Source organism: Solibacillus sp. iso_87, assembly GCF_056173085.1.
Genome location: NZ_CM149656.1, coordinates 3,241,731 through 3,265,965, shown reverse-complemented (window position 1 = coordinate 3,265,965; position 24,235 = coordinate 3,241,731). Strand labels below are relative to the sequence as shown.

Below are 24,235 nucleotides of genomic sequence, written 5' to 3'. Positions count from 1 at the left end.
TTTACTAAATTGAGAAGAATGCACATATATTTAAAACGCGTTGATTGGAATGTAGGGGAGGCGACTCCTGCGGGAACAGCACGAGCGAGAGACTACAGGCTCGAGCCGTGCCCGCGGAAAGCGTCCGACCCGAAATGGAAATCAACACTATATGAGTAGTGGAGATTTTAGTAGCATAAATTGTTTAGGGATCTTTATAACCTAAACTATCAGAATATTTAGAATTGCATATTGTGTGGTTTTACTAAAAAATGTATAATCTTAACAAAAATAGAGGGGGTTTTATAATGTTCAGAACAAAGAAGTTTTTAATAACGATGCTGCTAATGGCATTAACAATCATTTTAGCCGCATGCGGTACAGCAGACGATGAAACATCAGGAAGCGCAACATCCGGAGAAGGTGGCGATAAAAAGCTGTTAGTCGGAACAGAAGCAACATTTGCCCCATTTGAATCGATGAATGACAAAGGTGAGATTGTAGGTATCGATGTTGATATTATGAAAGCAATCGGTGAAGAAATCGGTTCGGAAATCGAATTCCGAAATGTAGGTTGGGAGCCGGTATTCCAGCAAATTACAAATGGTGAACTGGATTTAGGTGCATCAGGCATTACAATTACAGATGAGCGTAAAGAAACGTATGACTTCACAGATCCATATTATGAAGCGTCATTAATGATCGTTGTGAAAGAAGATTCAACAATCGAAACATTGGATGAGTTAAAAGATCAAAAAATCTCTGTTCAAATTAATACGACAGGCCATATTGCAGCACAAAATCTGCAAGGGAAATCAAGTTCAAAAATTTTAGCGTATGAAAACCAGCCAGTTGCATTCCAGGAAGTAATCAATGGTGCAACAGTCGCAGCGTTTGGCGATAATGCCGTTGTAATCGAGTACTTAAAGAATAATCCAGATTCAGGGCTAAAAGCAATTGAATCTGATGAGTTCGAAAAAGAGTATTACGGCTTCATGGTGAAAAAGGGTAACACAGAATTATTGAACCGTTTAAATGAAGGCTTAGCAAAAATTAAAGAAAACGGTAAATTAGAAGAAATTACAGGTCAGAAGATCGATTAATAAGAAAACACAGGCATAAACCCTTTATGGTAAAGGAATTCATGCCTGTGTTTTAGTTTATATTAAGAAGTTCTTTAAGCGAATCGCTCTGGAAAATAAATTTGCGTCCCTCCCCATTTTTGTTGAGGGGTTTTTGTATTGATTTAAACATTGCTGAAAGATTTCATCACAATATCTTTTATCGTATCCGTATGCATAACAAGCATCATGGTTCAGGCAGCAATTATCTACTGCATTCGTTGGTGCACCAGGTCCGCTGCAGCCCGGTCCGCAGTATCGGTAACCAGGGAAGCAGAAACCCATTGCAGGACGTCTCATCATCCCACCTCCTTATAGTAGGTACCATATAGTATGTTCACCTAATAAAAAGAGGAGGGCAATTCTATTGATACCATCATAAAAACCTTTACTTTACACTAGCAGACTTTACGGGTGAAACCGAAGATTCAGCTACTTTCAATACTGCATTAAGAAGGACATCTGCACCTTTTGAACATTCTTCGTAAGTTGTATATTCATCTTCGCGGTGACTATAGCCTTTCGCACTTGGAACGAAAATCATCGTAGAAGGAATGTAGCCGGCGATAAATTGAGCATCATGACCGGCACCGCTGAACATATGATGGCGTGAAAGCCCGAGTTCATCCGTACTTGCTGCTACAGCATGGACAACTTCCGGTGCGAAATACACCGTATCCCGGCTCCATAGTTTTTGGTAGCTCAACTCGCAATTTTCGATTTCTTTTGGCAAGTCAAAAATAATTTGCTCCACTTGCTGAATGACTGCTGGGTCTTGATGGCGGGATTCCAACGAAAATGTTACGTTACTCGGGATGACCGTATGAATATTCGGGTAGGCATTGATGCGCCCGATCGTATAAACAAGATCTTCAGGAAGCTGTTTTAATTTATTTTGCAGAATTGAAATGATTTGCATCGCGGCAAACATGCTGTCTTTACGCATGGAAATAGGGGTAGTGCCCGCATGGTTCGATTCGCCGGTTAATGTAATGTCATAGCATACCATGCCAAGAACGCCTTCCACGACACCAATCTCTTTTTTATAATGTTCCAGCACGGGACCTTGTTCAATATGAAGCTCCAAATAGGCATGAGCCTCTGTCAGACGGTTTGCGACATCGCCTTCATAACCGCTTTCTTTCAGAGCTTGTTCAAATGTTACGCCTTTAGGGTCTGTTGAAGCGAGCATCTTTTCCTTTTCGAATTTTCCAGAAAGAACACCTGAAGCCATTAATGACGGTTCAAAACGTGCACCTTCTTCATTTGTGAAGTTTACGATAGTAATAGGGTGATTCAGTTCGAGTTTTTCATCAATAATCGTTTGGACAGCTTCCAGTGCAGTTAAAACACCAAGCACGCCATCAAAGCGTCCGCCTTTAATGACTGAATCCAAATGTGAGCCGATGACAATCGGTAAATTATCGGAGTTGGAAGGAAGTGTAGCATACATAGTGGCCATATCATCAACCGTTACAATCATGCCAAGCTGTTCGCAAATTTCCTTGAACTTGTTGCGCGCAAGAATATCTTCGGGAGATAGGCTTAAACGTGTGACACCATTATTTTCTGTAGCCCCAAATTGGCTGAATAAATCAATCGTGTTTTGAAGTCGTTCGCGATTTGTTTTTAACATAAATGTCCCCCTTAAATTCAATAATATATAAACATTAGCACTAGCATATAACAAATTAATATATACTTAATGTAAAATGTTACAATAATTGTATGGACGAATTGTTAATGATAGGGGGCTGCTTATGTTAACCGTAAAAGAAGTTCTAAATCGAAAATACTTTGAATCAGCGAAGGTCGTTGCAGGTCAAACCGGCTTAAACAATAAGATCAAATGGATTCATATATTGGAAGTAACCGATGTGAAGCAGCTAATAAGAGGAAATGAGCTCATTCTGACAACTGGGGTCATTTTAAAGGATAATGAACAAGGTTTTTTGAATTTTGTAAAGCAGCTTAGCGATTTACATGTAGCCGGGCTTTGTATTGAACTGGGGATGTACATTCAAACGATTCCGGAAAGTGTGATATGTTTGTCAGATGAACTGGATTTTCCACTTATTGTTTTTCAGGAGATTGTCCCGTTTGTCGGTATTACGCAAGATTTGCACACAGCAATCATTCATCAGCAATACGACATTTTAAGGCAGCTCGAAGATTATTCCCAGAAGATCAACAACTATGTTTTGAAGGTGAACGATAAAGTAAAGATTTTGCAGTATATGCAAAAGTATTTGAATGTGGATATTTACTTTGAAGTAAAAAAAGGAACAAGTCTGGCAATCCCAGATAAAAAGATTGAAAATTGCAAAAATTATATTGATCGTTTAAGTAGTAAACATAAAGCAAAGATTGAAGTAAATTTATTTGATCAGTTGTACGGCACAGTTTATATATACTCCGAAAAAAGAGAAATGACTGAGTTGGATTTGCTCATTTTGGACCGCACTGTCGTCACACTGTCGCAGTTTATTTTAAGAGATTTATATATTGAAGAAAAATTGGAAAGCGAGAACCGCAAATTTTTTGAGAAGTGGCTTGAAGGTGAAAATAGCGATGATGAATTGCTTTATTTTATCGAAGAGATCGATCAAAAGTTGAAGCATAATGGCTGGATGGTTATGATTCATCAGCTGAGAAGGAAAAATGCGAAAAAGGATTTAACGAATTATAAAATAAATCTTCGTCAGGCACTGCAGAAAGAAGGGTTTTACACATTTATTGTCGAGCAGTCCCAATATTTGATTTTTATCGTGAACGATTTGGCGCAGGGGGCTACGTATAAAGAGCGGATGAATCGTGTGATGAATGAAGTGATCCAGCAAAATAAACAGGACATGCTTATTGCGGTTGGGAAATATGTTTCGCATTACAATGAATTGAAAGAAAGCTATCAAACAGCGCAGGAAACGTTGCAGATCCGGATGAAACATATGGAGCTCTCGTATTTTTACGATGAACTGGTGCTGTACCATATGGTGAAAGTGCTGCAAAACAACAGCAGTCTAATGCAGGCAGCTAAGGAAAAAATCGAAAAGCTTAGCCAGTATGACAGCAAACACAATGCGAATTTAATCCAAACGCTCGACGTGTATTTTCAGTGTAACGGACTAAAAAAGGAAACCGCCGAAAAACTATTCATCGTACGTCAAACCCTTTATCACCGCCTGGAAAAGGTGGAGCAGATCATCGGCAATGATTTTATGAAATACGAAAACCGCCTCTGCCTGGAAATCATGCTGCTCATGACGAAGCATAATTATTATGAGGGCGTGAAAGTTTGAAAGGTCCGTGATTGAAGAAGGTGCAATTAAATATCAAATGTGTTGATTGTAATGAAGGGGAGGCGACTCCAACGGGAATAGCGTGATGCCTGAGACTACAGGCTCAGGCCACGCCCGCGGAAAGCGTTCGACCCGGAATGGAAATCACTCCCCGTGCTAATCAGGATATCCTCATTTGCTAAATGTGAAATCGAGGCAAACATCCATTTTACACTATGTATAATGCCCTTAATCTTCCAATAAGCGAAAATAGAAATAGAGTTTAGGAATGTAGGAGGGAAATGCATGAGCCAATATGTAGAGTATAACTGGAAAGCAAATGACGAAAAACATGTATGGCACTCGATGAAGCCTTATAACCCGGAAGCAACATTTATCGTTGAACGAGCGGAAGGGGCTTGGCTGACAGACATCGATGGCAATAAATATTTAGATGCAATGGCAGGGCTTTGGTGTACAAATATTGGTTACGGTCGTAAGGAAATTGCCGACACAGCTTACGAGCAAATGCTTAAAAATTCATACACACCGCTAACGAATGGGCACACACCAGCGATTTTACTGAGCCAGAAAATCAGTGAGCTGCTTGGTGACGAATATGTCGTCTTCTATTCAAACAGCGGGTCGGAAGCAAATGAAGTGGCGTTTAAAGTGGCAAGACAATATCATCAGCAAAAAGGTGATACGAACCGCTATAAAATCATTTCCCGCTACCGTGCATATCATGGGAGTTCAATGGGTGCATTGGCAGCGACAGGTCAAGCGCAGCGCAAATATAAATACGAGCCGCTTGCACCCGGCTTTTTACATGTAGCACCACCTGACCAGTACCGGAATCCGGAAGAAGCGGTCAACGGTGATGCTACGACATTGCCAAGTGTGAAAAACATCGACCAGGTGATGACTTGGGAAATGTCTGAAACAATCGCCGCGGTTATTATGGAGCCGATCATTACAGGTGGCGGTGTTATTGTGCCGAATGAAGATTACTTGAAAGGCGTAAAGGAAGTGTGCGAGAAACACGGTGCGCTGTTAATCGTTGACGAAGTAATCTGTGGTTTCGGACGTACAGGTACAGCGTTCGGATTCCAGAATTACGGCATTAAACCGGATATTGTGACGATGGCTAAAGGTTTAACAAGTGCTTACATGCCATTATCAGCAACTGCAATACGCCGTGAAATTTACGAGCAGTTTGTCGCGAATGGGGAATATGAATTTTTCCGTCATATTAACACATTTGGCGGTTCACCGGTCGCATGTGCAGTTGCATTGAAAAACATTGAGATTATGGAACGCGAAAATTTATTCGAGCAATCCGTTGTACTTGGAGAATCGCTCAAACGCACATTGCAAGAAAATTTAGAGGATCATCCTTTTGTTGGCGATATTCGCGGAAAAGGATTATTGATCGGTATTGAGCTTGTTGAAAATAAGGAAACGAAAACAGCGCTTGATGTTGAGCGCGTAAATGCAGTGATTGCCTACTGTAAGAAAAAGGGCGTCATTATTGGGAAAAACGGTGTAACGGTAGCGAACTTCAATAATGTATTAACGCTGTCACCGCCGCTTTCAATTTCATTGGAGGAAAAGGACCTGATTGCCAATACCCTAATTGAAGCAGTGAACAGTATTAAATAAAGGGGGATCTTCATAATGACAGAAGCAGTTTCGGTAAAAAAATTAACACATTTTATCAATGGGGAATTGGTCGAAGGGAAGAGTAACAACTATTCGAAAGTTTATAACCCGACGACAGGCGAAGTAATTGCCGAAGTTCCGATTGCGACAGCTGAAGAAACACGTGAAGCCATTGCAGCAGCAAAAGCGGCTTTCCCGGCATGGCGTGATTTATCTGTTGCAAAGCGTGCGGAAGTGTTGATGCGTTTCCGATTTTTACTGACAGAAAATATGGATCAGCTGTTGGATATTATTTGTACGGAGAGCGGGAAAACATTGGAGGATGCGCGCGGTGAAGTGACACGTGCACTGGAATCGGTTGACTTGGCAATCGGTGCCCCTCATTTAGTGAAAGGGGAATATTCGGTAAATGTAGGTGGTCAAATTAATGCTTACTCTGCGAAGTACCCTTTAGGTGTTGTAGCAGCTATCTCGCCATTTAACTTTCCGATCATGGTGCCGTTAGCGCAAACATCGATGGCAGTCGCTGTCGGGAATGCGGTTATTTTAAAAGCATCTGAAAAGGTGCCGATGACTTCGCTGTTTGTCAGTGAGTTATGGAAAAAAGCAGGATTGCCGGACGGGATCTGGACAGTAGTAAACGGCAGTAAAGATGCGGTAAATGAGCTGCTGGAAAACCCGACTGTTCAGGCAATTTCATTTGTCGGCTCAACACCTGTTGCGAAATATATTTATGAAACGGGTTCAAAATACGGCAAGCGTGTAACTGCTTTAGGTGGCGGTAAAAACAATATGGTCGTTATGCCGGACGCGGATTTAGAGCAAGTGGCGAATGCGTTTATCGGCGCTGCATATGGCGCGGCTTCCCAACGCTGCATGGCGATTTCTACAATTATGCCGGTTGGTGAAGAGACGGCTGATCGACTAGTAGCGATTTTGAAAGAGAAAATCAGCAACTTAAAAGTGGGCAGCTATAAAGAAGAGGGCACGGATTTTGGTCCGGTCATTTCAAAAGAATCAAAAGAGAATATTTTGAAAGCAATCGATCTAGCTGAACGTCAAGGTGCGACGGTTGTAGTTGACGGTCGTGAACTGGATATCGCGAAAAACTCGGAAGGCTTCTTCGTAGGTCCGACATTGCTGGACAATATTACAAAGGAGATGGAGATTTTCGATGAGGAAGTTTTCGGACCGGCTCGTAATGTTGTGCGCGTAAACTCGCTTGCAGAAGCAATTGATTTCATTAACGGTCAGGATCTGGCAAATGGGGTCACGATCTTCACGAACGATGGGGCGGCAGCGCGCAAGTTTACAACGGAAATTGATGTCGGAATGGTCGGCGTCAATGTGCCGATTCCAATCCCAGTCGGCTATCATAACTTTGCCGGCTTTAAAGGTTCGCGCTTTGGTGAAGGGCATATGTTTGGTCCGGATCAGGCCCGATTCTTTACGAAAACGAAAACGGTATCGGAACGCTGGCCAGATACAACAGAAACAACAGCATCGACATTCGCTTTCCCTAGCAATAACTAAAATAAATGCAGAAACAGCCTGATTCCGGATGTGGGGTTAGGCTGTTTTTGGGTTTTTATTAGAAGAATGGCGTGGCGGATGCAGCGGGAGTGTGATTTTATTAGAATATTTGTAATTGATATTAGAAGATATGGACCGGTTATTAAAACAGTTGGGGTGTTTATTAGAAGATTGGGCAGTAATGGGGGTGGTGGATGCAGATTTAGGCTCGGGTGAATACGGGTTTATAGTTTTATTAGAACATTGCCTGCGGATATTAGAACATTGCGTATACATATTAGAACAATAGAACGATATATTAGAAAATCCAACTTTTTTTAGAACAAATAAAAATATATTAGAACATCCTTCCAATATATTAGAAAACTTCAGAAAGAACCTCACTCTTAATAGAAACCTGACAAAAACAATACATTATGTTAGAAAAACTTACATAAAAATAGCATATTTCATTACAACTTTTAACATTTTGTCTAAAATATTTACGGAAAAAATTACCTTTTGTATATTAATTTTAGTCAAAATATTCAGTAAAGTTATGTATATGAAACATTTACAAAGGATTTACTAACGGGAAATATTTATTTAAATTTTTCTCGTTAATTAGATATTATGTTACTAATTGTTACATATAATACTATATATTAAATTATATGCTTAAAAACTAGTAAATATTCTCAAAAGTTAGTAGTACTAGATGCACTTTGGTTTTTCATTTTTTCAATAGAAATTACTAGAAAACTAGGAGGGTTCATATGAAAAAGATTATTACTGGGGGAACAATTGTTACTGCTGCGGATACGTTTAAAGGGGATGTGCTGATTGAGGACGGGATCATCACTCAAATTGCAGCAAAAATAGATCATGCAGAAGCGGAAATTATTGATGCAACAGGAAAGCTTTTATTCCCGGGTGGTATTGACCCTCATACCCATCTCGATATGCCGTTCAACAACACGGTAACCGATGATGACTGGCAATCAGGAACAATTGCTGCGGCTTACGGAGGAACAACGACAATTATCGATTTCTGTATTAGTGCGGGCTCGCCAACATTGATGGATGCGATTGATACATGGCATGGCAAAGCAAAAGATAAAGCCGTGATCGACTATGGCTTCCACTTAATGATCGGTGATTTAAATGAGCAGCGCCTGCAGGAATTACCGGAAGCGTTGGAACGAGGCGGAATCAGCTCGATCAAAGTGTTCCTTGCATATGCTAAGGAATTCCAGGCGACGGATCGTACATTATTCCAGGCGTTTAAAGTCGGGAAGAAGCTTGGCGCAACGGTTATGGTCCACTGTGAGAACGGATCGGTTATCGATGAATTAGTAGAAGAAGCGAAAGCGAATGGTCAGACGGAGCCAATTTATCATGCGCTTACTCGTCCGCCTGAAGTAGAAGGGGAAGCGACGAAGCGTGCGATTGAGCTGGCAAACTTGGCTGGAGCGCAATTATATGTCGTGCATGTAACGTGTAAAGAAGCGGTTGATGAAATCATTTCGGCACGTAATAAAGGCTACAACGTGTTAGGTGAGACTTGTCCGCCGTATTTAGTGCTTGACCAGACAGCATTGGAAAAGCCGAACTTTGAAGGTGCGAAATATGTATGGTCTCCGCCGTTACGTCCTGTGGAGCATCAGGAAGTATTGTGGAATGCATTGAAGGCGAAGCAGCTGCAAACGATTGGTTCAGACCAATGTTCATTCAGCTTCAACGGCAAGAAGACATTAGGGAAAAACGACTTCTCGAAAATCCCGAATGGCGGACCGTTTATCGAAGACCGTTTCTCTGTACTGTATTCAGAAGGTGTTGCGAAAGGACGCATTACGGAAAACGAGTTTGTCGATATGATTTCAACGCAGTCTGCGAAGATTTTTGGGCTATTCCCTAAAAAAGGAACAATCGCGGTTGGTTCGGATGCGGATATCGTATTATTCGACCCGACAGTAAAACGTACGATCTCTGCGGAAACACATCATATGAATGTGGACTATAACGCGTTCGAAGGACTTGAAGTAACGGGTGAGCCGACAAGTGTGCTAGTGCGCGGTGAATATGTCATTCAAGATAAAAAATTCGTCGGACAGCTTGGAAGCGGCAAGTATATCCGTCGTGAAGTAAAAGGTTCCACTAAAGTAACTTCATAACAAGGTCAATTACGATTTAGCGTAATTGCGTCCAGATTTTTGGACCCGCAGGACTTGAGTAAGTCAGCCTTTGTCGCACGACACGAAGTTTTTAGGCTGACATCAATTCCATTAAAAAATCTGTGACATCCACCGGGGCTTATCTTCATTCAGCAGGTGGTGACCATCTGGAAAGGCTGAATGAAGATATCAACAGCTAAAAGTAATAACAAATCAAACTGGAGAGGGTTGTTATGAAATGAGCAATAGTTTAGCGAAAAACTTTGAAGAGATATTTGATGGTTTAACAACATACGCGGCAACTGTCGAAGCGAATCGTTGTTTGTATTGCTATGATCCACCTTGTGTAAAGGCATGTCCAACGAGCATTAATATTCCAAGCTTTATAAAGAAAATTGCTTCGAATAATATGAAAGGTTCTGCTCGTGTCATCATGGAATCAAATCCGGTGGGCGCAAGCTGTGCGCGCGTTTGTCCAACAATCGAGCTTTGTGAGGGGGCTTGTGTGTTGAACAGTGAGGAAAAACCGATTCAAATCGGTCATCTTCAGCGCTATGCAACGGATTGGCTGCGTGAGTCGAATGTCAACCTGTTTACACCAAAACCGATAAACGGCAAGAAAATTGCGATTATCGGAAGCGGGCCGGCAGGGTTATCTGCTGCACGTGAACTGGCATTGCTAGGGTACGGTGTGACGATTTTCGAAGCAGATGAAAAAGCGGGCGGCCTCAATTATTACGGAATCGTTTCATTCCGTCTGCCGCAAGATGTTGTTGAGTGGGAAGTGCAGCAAGTACAAAACCTAGGCGTTGAAATTAGAACGAGCACGAAAATCGGCGAAGATGTACTAGTTGATGAACTGCTTGAAAACTATGACCGTATCATTGTAGCGGTTGGTATGGGAAAAGTGCCGATGCTTGGCATTGAAGGCGAAAACTTGGACGGTGTGTATGATGCGATTGATTTCGTGAAGGAATCAAAATCTTCATTTACTGATCGAGTGCTAGGCAAAAAAGTGTTGGTTATCGGTGCCGGCAATACAGCGATTGATGCAGCGACATGTTCTGTAAGGTTGGGTGCTGAGCAGGTGCAAATCGTTTACCGTCGTACTTCAAACGAAATGACGGCATATGATTTTGAGTTTGATTTTGCGAAGCAGGACGGTGTTGAATTCAGATGGCTGACATTGCCGAAGCGTATCATTGGCGACGACAACGGTAAAGTGATCGGAATGGAATGCATCAAAATGAAACTGACGGATATCGAAGGTGGAAAAGGGACGTTAACGGAGATTCCTGGTTCTGAATTTGTGATAGAGGCGGATGCGGTGATTCGGGCGATCGGCCAAACGAAGCAGTATGAGCTGATTGAGCATTTAGGATTGGAAAATACACGCGGTGTGATTGATGTGGATCACAATAGCCTGAAAACATCCAATTCGAAAATTTACGCTTGCGGTGATGCGATTTACGGCAATGGGTACGGTGAGGCGACAGTTGTATCGGCGGCGCAGCAAGGCAAAGATTCGGCTTACGCGATTCATTATGAACTAAACGCAAATTCAGAAATTGCATAGGGGGAATTGAAATGGCAGATTTACGAATAGATTTTGCTGGGATTAAGTCACCTAATCCTTTTTGGTTGGCATCGGCACCACCGACAAACTCTGGCTATCAAGTGCAGCGTGCATTTGAAGCGGGCTGGGGCGGCGCTGTATGGAAAACGTTAGGGGACCCTATTTTAAACGTTTCCTCACGCTTTGCTGCTGTTAGTTTCAACGGTCAAAAGGTGGCGGGCTTCAACAATATTGAGCTCATCACAGACCGACCGCTCGAAGTGAACTTAAAGGAAATTTATGAAACGAAAAAACGCTTCCCGGACCATACGATCATCGCATCGTTAATGGTGGAGCCGAAAGCTGAGAAATGGCACGAAATCGTAAAAAGAGTCCAGGATGTTGGGGTAGATGGCTTTGAATTAAACTTCGGCTGCCCACATGGTATGGCGGAACGTGGCATGGGAGCCGCTTCGGGTCAAGTGCCTGACCTGGTGGAAAAGCAGACATATTGGGCGAAAGAATATGCTGAAGTACCGGTCATCGTCAAACTGACACCGAATATTACGGATATAACTGTAACGGCGGAAGCAGCGGTGCGCGGCGGAGCGGATGCAATTAGTATGATCAATACGATCAATAGTTTGGCAGGTGTTGATCTGAACTCTTGGAACACAATTCCTCATGTTGGCAATAAAGGGGCACACGGAGGTTATTGCGGACCGGCCGTGAAGCCAATTGCACTGAACATGGTGGGCGAGTGTGCAAGAAGTCCATATATCAACTTACCGATTTCCGGAATTGGCGGTATTTCGAACTGGCAGGACGCTGCTGAGTTCATCTTAATGGGGTCGACTAGTGTGCAAGTTTGTACGGCGGCAATGCACCATGGTTTCAGCATTGTTGAAGATATGATCGATGGTTTAAGCAATTATTTAGACGATAAAGGCTTGAAATCGGTTATGGATTTAGTTGGCAAAACAGTACCGAAATATTCGGATTGGGGAGATTTAGACTTAAATTATAAAGTTGTTGCAGAGATCAATAATGATGTTTGCATCAACTGTAATAAATGCCATATTGCCTGTGAAGATACGTCCCATCAATGTATCGATCTGTATACAGAAGATGGCCGTCCAATGCTGAAAGTGCGTGAGGAAGACTGCGTAGGCTGTAACTTATGTTCGATCGTCTGTCCGGCAGAAGGTGCGATTACGATGAAGGAACTTATTCCGACACAACCGCCGATGACGTGGAATGAAAGACAGAAACTAATCGCAGGATTTGCTCCGAGCAGTTCAAGTGTTGCAAGGTAGTTGGCACAAATTTTTTAAGGATGGATGTCAGGCTAACAGCGTCGCATCGTGCGTCAACGGGTGACTGACACACGTCCTCTGTAGACCAAAAAATTGAATAAAGAGAGGTGTAGCGATGTCAGACAGAAAAGACACAAAGAGTAACTATTTAAAATCACCAGATTTACTTCCTGTCACACATGAAAACCGCAGTATTAGTATGATGGGCTTTGGCGTCATCTGGGTAGGGATGGCCATCGTACTCGCGGCATTCGCGATCGGTGCAGGTGGAATTGTAAATCTTAGTATGCCGATGCTAATCCTGGCGACATTGGTTGGCTCGATTCTAATCGGAATCTTCATGGTCGTCATCGGGGATATCGGTGTTGAACACGGGTTATCGTTTCCTGTTTATATGCGTGCTCCATTCGGAACAATCGGAACGCACTTCCCGTCATTTGCCCGTGCATTTACAGCATCGTGCTGGTTCGGGATTAACACGTATTTCGGGGCATTGGCGGTCAATGGTATTCTGAACATTCTGGTCGGCTTTGACAACTGGTTTATCTGTTTCCTAGTATTTGCGACGTTGCAGTTGTTCAACGTATCGCTAGGGATTAAATCAATTGAACGTTTCGCGGATTTCGCTGCACCGGTCATTATCTTTATTTCGATTTGGATGTATTTGCAATTATCTGCCGAAGCGAAAGAGCAAGGCAAAGCGGTATGGTCATGGGTGGAAGCACCGCAAACAGGTTTTGAACAGTTTACGGCATTCATGGTAGTCGCTACTGCAATCATGGGCTTTTGGGCGACATTGGCTGCGGATATGCCGACGCTTTCCCGTCACTTCAAAGCACCGAAAAATGAACGTAACTGGTTTAAACGGAATAAAACACAGTTACTAGGCTCACTAGTTGTTCAGCCGATTTTCAATACACTGATGATCGTCATCGGTGCGGTATGTTATATGGCGACTGGATCAGGTGATCCGATCAACGCACTTCAGCAAGCGGCAGGCGGTTTTGTCCTCGTGATGCTGTTATCGATGATCGTACTGGCACAATGGTCGACAAATACTTCCGCGAACGTTATTCCGGCCGCTACGATTTTCTCGAATATCGGCGGACCGAAAGTGCCGTTCTGGATAGGTGTAGTCATTGCCGGTATTGTTGGGACGATTGTTCAGCCTTGGAGTTTGTTCGATATTTTAAATAGCGTTCTGCTCGTTGTAGGGGGTATCCTTTCTTCGATTGTTGGTATTTTATTCGCTGACTATTACTTGCTCCGTAAGCGACGAGTAAATGTAAAGGACCTTTATGAGGTGGAAGGGCAATATCGCTATTTGAAAGGTGTCAATGTAGCGGGTATTATTGCTTGGGTGCTTGGCGGTCTGATCGCAAATATTTGGCCATCATTCTCTTCACTTGTCGGCTTCTTTGTAGGGGCAGCAATTTATTATGTGCTGGCGAAATACTGGTGGTTCAAGAAGTATCCGCAAGCTGAAATCGCGAATCCGAGCGATGATGAGTATTTAGGTATTACAGCAGGACGCAGCTGGGAAATTGACGTTGTTCCAGAACCGATTGGTGTTCAACAAACAGCTTCCACAGATTAAATGTAAACGAGGTGCGATCATGTCAGAATTTCAGTTTGTAGAAAAAGAAATTCAGCAAATTGATGAACTGCTTGCTGAAAACTATATTATTAAAACGATCGATGAGAATCTGGAAGGAGCTTTCGTTACGTTTATCAATCCAGCAACTCATGAGGAGCGTTTACTGCATATTAAAATGGCAGACACAAGAAAATATTTCTCCAGTAAATTATTGGAACAATTAAGCAGTTGAAAATTTAGAGCGGCAGGCGCATTTCCTAACGGGATGCGTCTTTTTTATTTCGTGAGAAAATTTATAATAAAGGCATATTTCGACACGGAAACACATATTTTGAAACAGAACAAGTGGATGCACCAGTTGAATCCAGAAAAATTTCTGATCGAAGTGGAGGGTTTTTATGGGTGAAGGGAAAGGCACATTTCAGAAATGGAGGAAGAAAGTCAACAAGAAGGTGACAACGCTTAGCAGTAAAACGTCTTTTGCGGTCGACCGGTCCAAACTGCGAAAACAAATCAACGGAATTGAAGAAGAAATCAGAGTGCTGAAACAGCAAATCGGGGAAATCGTCAATTTGAACCGCAACAGCCTGTTTTCAGTCAGCATGGTGAATTATCAGCTCGCGCAAATAGAGGCGAAAGAAAACACGATTGCGCAGCTAGAAAAAGATATTGAAGAATTAAATGAACTGAGTAAATTAGCGGGTGTCGAAGAGGAGGAAATATTGCCCGACCTGAAAGCTAAGCAAACGATTGACGATATTACGGCGTCCTATATATACAATTGCGCCAACTGTAATGAAGTCTACGATGAACCGAAAAAGTTTTGCGAGGAGTGTGGTTATAGCATGGGTTAACGCTTATCGTTGAAATTTGCGATAAGCTAGCATCGTAAAAAAAGGGGGATGTACAAATATAGAACGCCCAACTTTCTATACATTTAGAAAGTTGGGCGTTTCTTTGCGGAAAATGCTGCAGCTTTTCCTAACTACTTACGATGTTCTACAAGGTCAATTGCCCCTAATACTATATGGGCAAGGCCGAAACCGAAAATGGTATTGGCAAGCATTTTGTTCGTACCGATTTTTTGTTTCATTGCATACCCCGTTGCAGTGACAGCTGATCCAAGTACAGTCGGAATTAAACCTTCACGAATATTTTTCATAAAAGCCCCTCCTTCATCGTAGTGGGTGAAACGAGCACCGTTCCTATTGTTTGTACTTCTGCGTGAAATATTTATTGTAAATATTGGATAGATTTTTTGAAAATTGAAACTATACATTGATTCAATCGTATAGTTTATTGGGCATACTAGTTAGGCATATTTTTTGCTTGTTCTGCTTGGCCGTACATATTGAGCATTGTGCTCATATCCTGTGGTGATAGTTGCGGTACTTGGTAATAGCCTTTTTTGTTTTGATACAGTGAAAGTTCGTAGGCCATTTCGATGCAGTTAGGTACTGAATCTTGCAGTACACGACGAACAACAGGGTTTGTGCTTTCTAAAGCAGCAACTGTTTTCCCTGATGCTCCCATTTTATGAACGCTTAACAAGAAGCCTGAAATAATCGCATCATTAATTTCACTTGCTGAAGTGATCGGTTTTTTCGGCTCACCTGGTTTGATGCCATAAATCGTATCGTTCCCCATGTTCATACTGTAGCTGCGAGTAGGGTGTTTTGGATCATGACCTGTTTTAAAGGCTTCCATCGTAATATTGTACTCATCAAGCATAAATGCGTACTGACGATCCAAAATAGATAAAAGCTCGCTATCTTGAATTTGATCGCGAAGTAGGACGAATTGGTTTAATCCGCCGATCATCGCGCTTAGAACTTCATGAACATCCAGTATTTCATGGGCACCATGATTTGTTGAAAAAGGCATTTGATTGTCTTGAGATTGGGATGATTGGGTAAACATGAATTAGTAACCTCCATAGTAAGATATTTCGTACGCTCTTATTGTGGAAACGAACAGTAATTTTATACGCATTTTTAAAAAAAGAGAGGATGGGGCAAATGTTTAAAAAAAATGAACGAGGGAGCGCCGTATTAGTCGCCCTTATTGCAATTGTTGCATTGATTGTCATTGCGGCAATGCTTGTCGTGCCAAAATACAACAAACTTGTAACAGGTGAAGAAACGGTGGACGCAGCATGGGCACAAGTCGAAAACCAGCTGCAGCGTCGATTTGATCTAGTGCCGAACTTAGTAAATACGGTCAAAGGTTATGCAACTCATGAGGAAGAAATTTTCACACAGATTGCAGATGCCCGTACACAATACGGGAATGCCAATACAGTAGAAGAAACGGCGGACGCAAATAATGAGCTGTCTTCTGCATTAGCCCGATTACTCGTTGTAGTTGAAAACTATCCGAATTTAAAAGCGGATGTACAATTTACACGTTTAATGGATGAATTGGCAGGGACAGAAAATCGCTTAACGGTAGCGCGTAAAGATTACAATGACACGGTTCAGCAGTTTAATAATGATGTTCGCCGCTTCCCAGGAAACTTAATCGCGGGCATGTTCAGCTTTGAACAAAAAGACTACTTCGAAATTAAAGAAGGTGTGGAAGAAGCACCGGCTGTCGATTTTGGCGCTTAATGATGGGAGTAATGAAGCAGTCGGCAATGACCGAAGCTTCTGAAAGGGGGGACTGTATGTGAGATTAATGGTATCACTTCTTTTATGGTTAATGCTCGTACCACTGCAAGCAATGGCAGCTATACCGGAAAAACCGGCCTACAATTCTTACGTGTATGATTATGCGAACGTTCTGTCCAATGATGTGGAACAGAACCTGATCCAGTCGGCAAAAGCACTCGAAGGTTCAACGGGAAATGTTATTGTGATGATGACGATAGATACGATCGATGGAATGGATGCGTTTGAATTCGGTACAGAGACGCTGCGAAGCTGGGGTATCGGGGATGAAGCGCTCGATAATGGTATGCTTATTTTTGCGACGACCGGGCAAGGGCCAGGACAAAATGATGTATGGATTACAGTAGGTGGAGGTCTGGAAGGAGATTATCCGGATGGGAAAATTGGCAGCATGATCGATACGTATATGATGCCTTATCTAGCGGATGGTGATTATACAAATGCGTTCGCCAGTATCTTCTCCGCTTTTTATGAAGAAATGGGTGGTGAAGCAGGCGGCGCGGATTTAGTACAGCCTGTTGCGTCAAATGATGATGATGGGATTTCAATCGGCTTCATAATAATGATCATTATTATTTACTTTATCATTACGAAGTTTGGCGGTGGCGGTGGCCCAGGCGGACGCCGACGCACAGCACGCCGAGTTTACCGCAGTGGCGGTTTCGGTGGATTTGGAGGAGGCGGCTTCGGCGGTGGTGGCGGTTCATCGGGCGGCTTTGGCGGCTTCGGTGGCGGCGGCTCATTCGGCGGAGGCGCGGGCAGGAAGTTTTAGTTTATAAGGGGAAGGCATCTCACTTTTTTGTGGTGGGGTGCTTTTTCTTTGTAGTGCGGGGCGGCGGAGGTTTTCTGTTAATTTGGTGAGATGTTCTGATAAATCCAATAAACTTTTAATAAAATCACCGCGCAACCCCAACCAAACTTCGCTATAATAATTAAAAAAGGGAGGAACTGCCAATGATCATCAAATTTTATTCAAAACCGAACTGCGCACTTTGCATTGAAGGACTTCATACTTTAAAAATTGTGCAGGAAGACATCGACTTTACGATTGAGCACTATAATATAGAAGAAGACGATGAAGCACATGAAAAGTATATGCTGATGATTCCGGTCGTTGAGTATAACGGGGACGTTTTGCAATACGGGCAGCTTGATTATGCGACATTGTACGAGGCGCTGGTGGACTAGCCATCGGTGCCTGTTCGCTATTTTTTGCGAGTAATTCCGTCATATAAGTTGCAAATCACTCCGAGTCGATCTATAATAAATACAGAAATTCTTTTTTTTTACCCCATGTGGGACAAAAAATATTTATGTGGGACATATATTGTCCAACTAGATAAATCGGGTAGGTGGTTTTTTGACGGATATTTCATTTTTTGCAGCTGAGCGTAAACTAATGCCTGAAATTGATGCTTTTTTTCAAAAGAGATTTCGAGTTTTACAAGCAATTGCGACATTTAGCCCGATTGGTAGACGTGCTTTAGGAGAACAGCTTCAGATGACAGAGCGTGATATCCGGAATGAAACAACGGTCCTGAGCGAACAGCAATTGATCTTGATTCAAAAAAAAGGCATGATTTGCACGCCAAAAGGGTATGAAGTAATAGAACAGCTTTACGAACTGTATCGTGAGCTTTCCGGTATTGTGGCGATGGAACAGCAGCTTACAAACATCTTTGGCATCGCACGTGTCATCATTGTGCCAGGTGATGCCGAACAGGATGAATCGGTAAAGCAGCAGCTCGGTAAAGTTGCGGCACAAGTATTACAGCAAATCGCACCTGCCAAAGCCAAAATTGCGGTGACAGGCGGCAGCAGTGTTGCATCGATGAAGGAATATTTATCGGACTGCCCGGTGCTGAGCGACGCGAATTTTATTGCGGCACGCGGTGGTATGGGTGATGAGATGACATTCCAGGCGAATACAATTGTTTCGAAGTTTTCAAAAAGATGCGGGGCAACATACCGCACATTGTTTTTGCCGGAGCATTTAAGTGAGCAGGCGTATGAAGCGATGAAGGATGAACCGATTATTCGGGAGATGATAACACTTTATGAGCAGGTGGATATCGTTATTCACGGAATCGGGGCAGCACAGGAAATGGCGCTTCGTCGTAAAAGTTCACAGCATGAGCAGCAGTTACTTGAAGAAAAAGGCGCGGTTGCCGAAGCATTTGGCTACTATTTCAATGCAAATGGCGACACGGTTCATCATTTGAGGACAATTGGAATCCAGCGTGATCAAGTAAATAAAGCGAAGCATGTTCTTGCCATTGCGGCAGGCAGAAATAAGGCAGCTGCGATTCAGGCGTATTTTAAAAATGCCGCATCGCAAACGATTTTGATTACAGATGAGCAAACCGCAAGTACAATTCTTAAAAATTAAACATGTTTTTAAAAGTATGATTTTACACATACTATTTTAATAATAAAGTTATTGGAGGAATTACACATGGCATTACAATTAGCAATCAATGGATTTGGACGAATCGGACGTTTAGTATTCCGTGAAGCAATGAAGCACGAGGAATTTGAAGTAGTTGCAGTAAATGATTTAACTGATGCGAAACAGCTTGCACATTTATTAAAGTACGACTCAGTACATGGAGTGTATGATGCAGACGTTCAAGCAGAAGATGATGCATTTATCGTAAACGGCAAACGCATTCAAGTGCTTTCAGAAAAAGATCCTGCAAATTTACCGTGGGGTGAACTTGGTGTAGATGTAGTTTTAGAATGTACAGGTAGATGGCGTTCAATGGAAGAAGTATCAAAACATATCGAAGCCGGCGCGAAAAAAGCAATCCTTTCTGCACCAGCACAAGGCGATATGCCAACATATGTAATGGGTGTTAACCATACGGAATATGACCCAGGACAAGATGTTATTTCAAATGCTTCTTGTACGACAAACTGCTTAGCACCACTTGCAAAAGTGTTGGATGAAAAGTTCGGCATCAAACGCGGTATGATGACAACAATTCACTCTTATACAAATGACCAACGTATCCTTGACTTCCCGCACTCTGACCCACGTCGTGCACGTGCTGGCGCGGTATCAATGATCCCGACAACTACTGGTGCAGCAATCGCAGTATCAAAAGTATTACCACAATTAAAAGGCAAACTAGATGGTTTCTCAATGCGTGTTCCAACACCAAACGTATCATGTGTTGACTTAGTTGTTGAATTGGATAAAGACGTAACTACAGATTCAATTAACGCAGCATTAAAAGAAGCTTCTGAAGGCGAATTAAAAGGCATTCTTGCATACAACGAATTACCATTAGTATCAATCGACTACAATGGTAACCCAGCTTCATCTACAATTGATGGTTTATCAACAATGGTTATGGAAGGTCGTATGGCGAAAGTCGTTTCTTGGTATGACAACGAAATCGGCTACTCAACTCGTTTAATGGACTTAGCTTTATATATCGCAGAACAGGGTATCGAAAAAGCATAATAATCCGATAAAATGTGACATACTTTTTCGGAATTAAAGAAAAAGTGTGTCATATTAAAAGGAAACGGGCATAAAAAGTATAGCCTTTAATACATGTAAACCTTATAATAAATAAGGGTAAAAGAGCGGCAGGGACTCACCCGGACCGCTCTTTTTTCGGATATAAGGAAAATATACAAAACAGAGGCGATACCAAGACAGCCTTATCGAATTTTGTTACTATTTTAACTAGCGAGTATACGATCCACATTAATTGACGAACGAGTATGAAGGAGGATTTTCAGTATGTTTTTAAAGAAATCAATGAACGATGTAGATGTAAAAGGAAAACGCGTATTTGTGCGTGTCGATTTTAATGTGCCGATGGATGAGGGCCGCATTACCGACGAAACGCGTATTCGTGCAGCTATTCCAACAATTGAACAACTAGTAAACGCTGGAGCAAAAGTGATTTTAGCTTCACACCTTGGCCGTCCAAAAGGCGAAGTAAATGAGGACATGCGCTTAACAGCAGTCGGCGAGCGTCTTTCGGAATTAATGGACAAGCCAGTCAAAAAATTGGATGAATCAATTGGTTCAGATGTAGAAGCAGCGGTTAACAATATGCAAGACGGCGAAATTATCCTGCTTGAAAATGTTCGTTTCCATAAAGGTGAAGAGAAAAACGACGAAGCATTGGCAAAAGAGTTTGCGAAATTAGCGGACCTTTATGTAAATGATGCGTTCGGAGCAGCTCACCGTGCACATGCTTCAACAGAAGGTATCGCAAAACATGTACCGGCTGTTTCAGGCTTGTTAATGGAGAAAGAGCTGGACGTACTAGGTAAAGCATTATCAAATCCAGAGCGCCCGTTCACAGCAATTATTGGTGGAGCGAAAGTTAAAGATAAAATCGGTGTTATAGAAAACCTATTAGATAAAGTGGATCACCTGATTATCGGTGGCGGTTTAGTATTTACATTCGTCAAAGCGATGGGTCACGATGTCGGGAAGTCATTGCTGGAAGAAGATAAAATCGAGCTGGCAAAAGGCTTTATCGAACAAGCGAAAGCAAAAGGCGTACAACTGCATATGCCGGTTGATGCTGTCGTAGCAAATGAGTTTTCTAAAGATGCGGAAACACAGGTTGTGGCTATCGATGCAATTCCATCTGACTGGATGGGACTTGATATTGGACCGAAAACTGCTGAAAACTATGCAGAAGTAATTAAGCAATCAAAACTAATCATTTGGAACGGACCAATGGGTGTATTCGAAATGGAAAAATTCGCAAACGGTACGAAAACAGTTGCGGATGCAATGGCAACAACAGACGGCTACACAATTATCGGCGGCGGTGACTCAGCTGCAGCAGTAGAAAAATTCGAAGTCGCTTCAAAAATGGATCATATCTCAACAGGCGGCGGTGCTTCATTAGAGTTAATGGAGGGTAAAGAATTACCGGGAATTGTTGCGTTAAACGATAAATAAATCAATTATAGGCTAAAATATCTGTTAAAACAGTTGGTTGAAGCGAAGGAGGTATGGACGCGCAATGCGTCGGCCTTAGCAGAAATCATCGAACAGAATCTTTTAAAAACGGAGGGTTTTGAATGAGAAAACCGATCATAGCAGGAAACTGGAAAATGTATAAGTCCTTTGATGAGGCAGTTGACTTTATCGAAGAAATCCAACAAGAAATTCCTTCTCCAGATAAAGTTGATGCGGTCATCTGTGCACCTGCATTATATTTACCGACACTTGTCGTAGGGGCAGAAGATTCAAGTCTGGCAATTGGCGCGCAAAACATGCATTTTGAAGACGAAGGCGCATTCACAGGGGAAATCAGCCCGAAAATGCTTTCGCATGTCAATGTTGATTATGTTATTTTAGGGCACTCAGAGCGTCGTGAACTATTCAATGAAACAGACGAAGCGATCAACAAAAAAGTCCGTGCTGCTCTTAATTACGGTATTGTACCGATTATTTGCTGCGGGGAAACATTGGAAGAGCGTGAAGCGGATCAAACCGAAGCAAAAGTAGCACGCCAAATTACAATGGCATTGAAAGACTTTGCTCCAATTGAAGTAGAGCATATGGTCATTGCATATGAGCCAATCTGGGCAATCGGAACAGGGAAAACAGCTACTGCGGAAGATGCGAATACAGTATGCTGCGCAATCCGTCTGGCGGTTGAAACATTATACGGAAAAGATACAGCTGAAAAAGTGCGCATTCAATACGGTGGCAGTGTAAAGCCTGAAAACATTGAAGAGCTTTTATCACAAGAGCATATCGATGGCGCATTAGTAGGAGGAGCAAGCCTACAACCAGCATCATTCATGAAATTATTGGAGGCGGCAGCAAATGCCTAAACAACCCGTTGCATTAATTATTCTAGATGGCTTTGCCTTTCGCGATGAAGTGAAGGGTAATGCCGTGGCACAAGCAAATAAACCGAATTTTGACCGTTACTGGCATGCATATCCACATTCGACTTTAATAGCAAGTGGTGAAGCAGTAGGTCTACCGGAAGGTCAAATGGGGAACTCTGAAGTTGGACACTTGAATATCGGGGCTGGACGCATTGTGTACCAGTCCTTAACACGAATCCACAAATCAATTCGTGACGGCGATTTCTTCCGTAACGAATCATTTTTAGCGGCAGTTGAACATGCAAAAGCACATGGTTCAAAGCTCCATTTAATGGGACTGCTTTCAGATGGCGGTGTTCATAGCCACTATGAGCATTTGTTTGCCTTATTAAAATTGGCAAAAGCAAATGGGCTTGAGCAAGTATATGTTCACGGTTTCCTTGATGGACGCGATGTCGGTCCAACGACAGCACTTGGATATATTCTTGAAACAGAAAAACAAATGAAAGAAATCGGAATCGGGAAGTTCGCATCGATTCATGGTCGTTATTATGCAATGGACCGTGATCGCCGCTGGGAACGTGTCGGCTTAACGTACAATGTATTAGTTGACGGTATCGGTCAAACTGCATCTACTGCAACAGCAGGTGTTCAGTCTTCATATGAACGTGAATTGACTGATGAATTTGTTGTGCCATTTGTCGTAACAGAAGAAGGTCGACCTGCCGCAACGATCAGCACGAACGATGCGGTCATTTTCTTCAACTTCCGTCCAGACCGTGCGATTCAATTGTCATCTTTAATGACGAATGAAAAATTTGACGCGATGCCACGCTCTGAAAATCATCCGACGAATCTGAAAGTCGTTACGTTTACACATTACAGTGATGATGTCGTAGCGGATGTTGCATACGAAAATGACAACCTAGTCAATACGGTCGGTGAAGTGATCTCAAAAGCAGGCAAAACTCAGCTGCGTATTGCGGAAACAGAAAAATATCCGCATGTGACGTTCTTTATGAGCGGTGGTCGTGAAGATACGTTTGCCGGCGAGGAGCGTATTTTAATCGCGTCTCCCAAAGTGGCAACTTACGACTTGAAGCCTGAGATGAGCGCGTATGAAGTGACGGATTCTTTACTGGAAGCTATTGCAGCAGAGAAGTTCGATGCAATCATTTTAAACTTTGCGAACCCGGATATGGTCGGACATTCAGGAATGCTTGAACCGACAATTAAAGCGATCGAAACAGTGGACGAGTGCTTAGGGAAAGTCGTTGATGCGATTACTGCTAAGGGCGGCTATGCGATCATTACGGCTGACCATGGTAACTCGGATGAAGTTGTGACATTGGATGACAAACCGATGACAGCACATACGACAAACCCGGTACCGGTTATTGTGACGAAGCCTGGTGTTATGCTTTATGAAGAAGGCATTTTAGCCGACTTGGCACCGACAATGCTTGAATTACTTAATATTGCCCAACCTGCAGAGATGACAGGAAAATCGTTAGTTATGCCAAGCGAACAGTAATTGATCGCGCGGTTA

General features: G+C 42.5%; 22 protein-coding genes. 18 read left to right on the top strand and 4 right to left on the bottom strand.

Translation table 11 applies throughout. The annotated features are described in order from the left end of the window. Window positions 1–287: 287 nt before the first annotated feature. On the top strand, window positions 288–1,082 hold the full coding sequence (locus tag AC0VXV_RS16675) for a basic amino acid ABC transporter substrate-binding protein (RefSeq protein WP_475529327.1): 795 nt from the start codon (window positions 288–290) through the stop codon (window positions 1,080–1,082). Window positions 1,083–1,139: 57 nt separating this feature from the next. On the opposite strand, the gene AC0VXV_RS16670 is transcribed toward AC0VXV_RS16675, so the two are convergent. After that, window positions 1,140–1,403: a Parvovirus coat protein VP1-like protein gene (locus AC0VXV_RS16670; RefSeq protein ID WP_475529326.1), complete on the bottom strand. Its 264-nt coding sequence runs from the start codon at window positions 1,401–1,403 to the stop codon at window positions 1,140–1,142. Window positions 1,404–1,488: 85 nt separating this feature from the next. Beyond that, window positions 1,489–2,736, bottom strand: coding sequence for an allantoate amidohydrolase (locus AC0VXV_RS16665; RefSeq protein ID WP_475529325.1), 1,248 nt, complete (start codon window positions 2,734–2,736; stop codon window positions 1,489–1,491). A 124-nt stretch (window positions 2,737–2,860) separates the two neighbouring features. On the opposite strand from AC0VXV_RS16665, the gene AC0VXV_RS16660 reads away from it, so the two are divergent. From AC0VXV_RS16660 to AC0VXV_RS16620, 9 genes are all read left to right on the top strand, one after another. Further along, window positions 2,861–4,399 (top strand): PucR family transcriptional regulator, encoded by a 1,539-nt coding sequence (locus tag AC0VXV_RS16660; RefSeq protein ID WP_475529324.1) that lies wholly within the window; start codon window positions 2,861–2,863, stop codon window positions 4,397–4,399. 285 nt (window positions 4,400–4,684) lie between these two features. Continuing rightward, entirely contained in the window at window positions 4,685–6,040 is a 1,356-nt protein-coding gene (locus AC0VXV_RS16655) for an aminotransferase (RefSeq protein WP_475529323.1), read from the top strand. Between the two features lie 15 nt (window positions 6,041–6,055). Continuing rightward, on the top strand, window positions 6,056–7,573 hold the full coding sequence (locus AC0VXV_RS16650; protein WP_475529322.1) for a CoA-acylating methylmalonate-semialdehyde dehydrogenase: 1,518 nt from the start codon (window positions 6,056–6,058) through the stop codon (window positions 7,571–7,573). A gap of 755 nt (window positions 7,574–8,328) precedes the next feature. Next, entirely contained in the window at window positions 8,329–9,726 is a 1,398-nt protein-coding gene (gene hydA, locus AC0VXV_RS16645; RefSeq protein WP_475529320.1) for a dihydropyrimidinase, read from the top strand. A gap of 238 nt (window positions 9,727–9,964) precedes the next feature. Then, on the top strand, window positions 9,965–11,302 hold the full coding sequence (locus tag AC0VXV_RS16640) for an NAD(P)-dependent oxidoreductase (protein ID WP_475529319.1): 1,338 nt from the start codon (window positions 9,965–9,967) through the stop codon (window positions 11,300–11,302). A gap of 11 nt (window positions 11,303–11,313) precedes the next feature. Then, window positions 11,314–12,597, top strand: coding sequence for an NAD-dependent dihydropyrimidine dehydrogenase subunit PreA (gene preA / locus AC0VXV_RS16635; protein ID WP_475529317.1), 1,284 nt, complete (start codon window positions 11,314–11,316; stop codon window positions 12,595–12,597). A gap of 115 nt (window positions 12,598–12,712) precedes the next feature. Then, a complete protein-coding gene (locus AC0VXV_RS16630; protein ID WP_475529316.1) occupies window positions 12,713–14,194 on the top strand; it encodes an NCS1 family transporter in 1,482 nt (493 codons plus the stop codon). Between the two features lie 19 nt (window positions 14,195–14,213). Further along, window positions 14,214–14,426 carry a hypothetical protein gene (locus tag AC0VXV_RS16625; protein WP_079524418.1) on the top strand — a complete coding sequence of 71 codons (213 nt, stop codon included), beginning with the start codon at window positions 14,214–14,216 and terminating at the stop codon, window positions 14,424–14,426. Window positions 14,427–14,592: 166 nt separating this feature from the next. After that, on the top strand, window positions 14,593–15,048 hold the full coding sequence (locus tag AC0VXV_RS16620) for a nucleotide-binding protein (protein ID WP_413079828.1): 456 nt from the start codon (window positions 14,593–14,595) through the stop codon (window positions 15,046–15,048). Between the two features lie 131 nt (window positions 15,049–15,179). On the opposite strand, the gene AC0VXV_RS16615 is transcribed toward AC0VXV_RS16620, so the two are convergent. Together AC0VXV_RS16615 and AC0VXV_RS16610 are read right to left on the bottom strand one after the other, a co-directional pair. Continuing rightward, entirely contained in the window at window positions 15,180–15,356 is a 177-nt protein-coding gene (locus AC0VXV_RS16615; RefSeq protein ID WP_008406370.1) for a hypothetical protein, read from the bottom strand. A 146-nt stretch (window positions 15,357–15,502) separates the two neighbouring features. Further along, window positions 15,503–16,114, bottom strand: coding sequence for a spore coat protein (locus tag AC0VXV_RS16610; RefSeq protein ID WP_079524416.1), 612 nt, complete (start codon window positions 16,112–16,114; stop codon window positions 15,503–15,505). A 98-nt stretch (window positions 16,115–16,212) separates the two neighbouring features. Here AC0VXV_RS16610 and AC0VXV_RS16605 point away from each other — a divergent pair, with 98 nt between their 5' ends. The 8 genes from AC0VXV_RS16605 (at window position 16,213) to gpmI (ending at window position 24,220) form a co-directional block, all read left to right on the top strand. Continuing rightward, window positions 16,213–16,803: a LemA family protein gene (locus tag AC0VXV_RS16605; protein ID WP_475529315.1), complete on the top strand. Its 591-nt coding sequence runs from the start codon at window positions 16,213–16,215 to the stop codon at window positions 16,801–16,803. A 67-nt stretch (window positions 16,804–16,870) separates the two neighbouring features. Further along, window positions 16,871–17,635: a TPM domain-containing protein gene (locus AC0VXV_RS16600; RefSeq protein WP_475531482.1), complete on the top strand. Its 765-nt coding sequence runs from the start codon at window positions 16,871–16,873 to the stop codon at window positions 17,633–17,635. Window positions 17,636–17,817: 182 nt separating this feature from the next. Beyond that, window positions 17,818–18,051 (top strand): glutaredoxin family protein, encoded by a 234-nt coding sequence (locus AC0VXV_RS16595; protein WP_475529313.1) that lies wholly within the window; start codon window positions 17,818–17,820, stop codon window positions 18,049–18,051. A gap of 172 nt (window positions 18,052–18,223) precedes the next feature. Continuing rightward, window positions 18,224–19,252 (top strand): sugar-binding transcriptional regulator, encoded by a 1,029-nt coding sequence (locus AC0VXV_RS16590; protein WP_475529312.1) that lies wholly within the window; start codon window positions 18,224–18,226, stop codon window positions 19,250–19,252. A gap of 66 nt (window positions 19,253–19,318) precedes the next feature. Continuing rightward, entirely contained in the window at window positions 19,319–20,332 is a 1,014-nt protein-coding gene (gene gap / locus AC0VXV_RS16585) for a type I glyceraldehyde-3-phosphate dehydrogenase (protein WP_475529311.1), read from the top strand. A gap of 285 nt (window positions 20,333–20,617) precedes the next feature. After that, on the top strand, window positions 20,618–21,802 hold the full coding sequence (locus tag AC0VXV_RS16580; RefSeq protein WP_475529310.1) for a phosphoglycerate kinase: 1,185 nt from the start codon (window positions 20,618–20,620) through the stop codon (window positions 21,800–21,802). A 122-nt stretch (window positions 21,803–21,924) separates the two neighbouring features. Next, window positions 21,925–22,686, top strand: a complete 762-nt coding sequence (tpiA, locus tag AC0VXV_RS16575) for a triose-phosphate isomerase (RefSeq protein ID WP_475529309.1) — start codon at window positions 21,925–21,927, stop codon at window positions 22,684–22,686. After that, window positions 22,679–24,220 (top strand): 2,3-bisphosphoglycerate-independent phosphoglycerate mutase, encoded by a 1,542-nt coding sequence (gene gpmI, locus AC0VXV_RS16570; protein ID WP_475529307.1) that lies wholly within the window; start codon window positions 22,679–22,681, stop codon window positions 24,218–24,220. Before tpiA ends, gpmI begins: the two co-directional genes overlap by 8 nt. The last annotated feature ends 15 nt before the right edge of the window (window positions 24,221–24,235 follow it).

Coding starts and splice junctions, on each gene's coding strand:
- AC0VXV_RS16675 (WP_475529327.1), top strand. CDS start 288: ATGTTCAGAACAAAGAAGTTTTTAATAACGATGCTGCTAATGGCATTA.
- AC0VXV_RS16670 (WP_475529326.1), bottom strand. CDS start 1,403: ATGATGAGACGTCCTGCAATGGGTTTCTGCTTCCCTGGTTACCGATAC.
- AC0VXV_RS16665 (WP_475529325.1), bottom strand. CDS start 2,736: ATGTTAAAAACAAATCGCGAACGACTTCAAAACACGATTGATTTATTC.
- AC0VXV_RS16660 (WP_475529324.1), top strand. CDS start 2,861: ATGTTAACCGTAAAAGAAGTTCTAAATCGAAAATACTTTGAATCAGCG.
- AC0VXV_RS16655 (WP_475529323.1), top strand. CDS start 4,685: ATGAGCCAATATGTAGAGTATAACTGGAAAGCAAATGACGAAAAACAT.
- AC0VXV_RS16650 (WP_475529322.1), top strand. CDS start 6,056: ATGACAGAAGCAGTTTCGGTAAAAAAATTAACACATTTTATCAATGGG.
- hydA (WP_475529320.1), top strand. CDS start 8,329: ATGAAAAAGATTATTACTGGGGGAACAATTGTTACTGCTGCGGATACG.
- AC0VXV_RS16640 (WP_475529319.1), top strand. CDS start 9,965: ATGAGCAATAGTTTAGCGAAAAACTTTGAAGAGATATTTGATGGTTTA.
- preA (WP_475529317.1), top strand. CDS start 11,314: ATGGCAGATTTACGAATAGATTTTGCTGGGATTAAGTCACCTAATCCT.
- AC0VXV_RS16630 (WP_475529316.1), top strand. CDS start 12,713: ATGTCAGACAGAAAAGACACAAAGAGTAACTATTTAAAATCACCAGAT.
- AC0VXV_RS16625 (WP_079524418.1), top strand. CDS start 14,214: ATGTCAGAATTTCAGTTTGTAGAAAAAGAAATTCAGCAAATTGATGAA.
- AC0VXV_RS16620 (WP_413079828.1), top strand. CDS start 14,593: ATGGGTGAAGGGAAAGGCACATTTCAGAAATGGAGGAAGAAAGTCAAC.
- AC0VXV_RS16615 (WP_008406370.1), bottom strand. CDS start 15,356: ATGAAAAATATTCGTGAAGGTTTAATTCCGACTGTACTTGGATCAGCT.
- AC0VXV_RS16610 (WP_079524416.1), bottom strand. CDS start 16,114: ATGTTTACCCAATCATCCCAATCTCAAGACAATCAAATGCCTTTTTCA.
- AC0VXV_RS16605 (WP_475529315.1), top strand. CDS start 16,213: ATGTTTAAAAAAAATGAACGAGGGAGCGCCGTATTAGTCGCCCTTATT.
- AC0VXV_RS16600 (WP_475531482.1), top strand. CDS start 16,871: ATGGTATCACTTCTTTTATGGTTAATGCTCGTACCACTGCAAGCAATG.
- AC0VXV_RS16595 (WP_475529313.1), top strand. CDS start 17,818: ATGATCATCAAATTTTATTCAAAACCGAACTGCGCACTTTGCATTGAA.
- gap (WP_475529311.1), top strand. CDS start 19,319: ATGGCATTACAATTAGCAATCAATGGATTTGGACGAATCGGACGTTTA.
- AC0VXV_RS16580 (WP_475529310.1), top strand. CDS start 20,618: ATGTTTTTAAAGAAATCAATGAACGATGTAGATGTAAAAGGAAAACGC.
- tpiA (WP_475529309.1), top strand. CDS start 21,925: ATGAGAAAACCGATCATAGCAGGAAACTGGAAAATGTATAAGTCCTTT.
- gpmI (WP_475529307.1), top strand. CDS start 22,679: ATGCCTAAACAACCCGTTGCATTAATTATTCTAGATGGCTTTGCCTTT.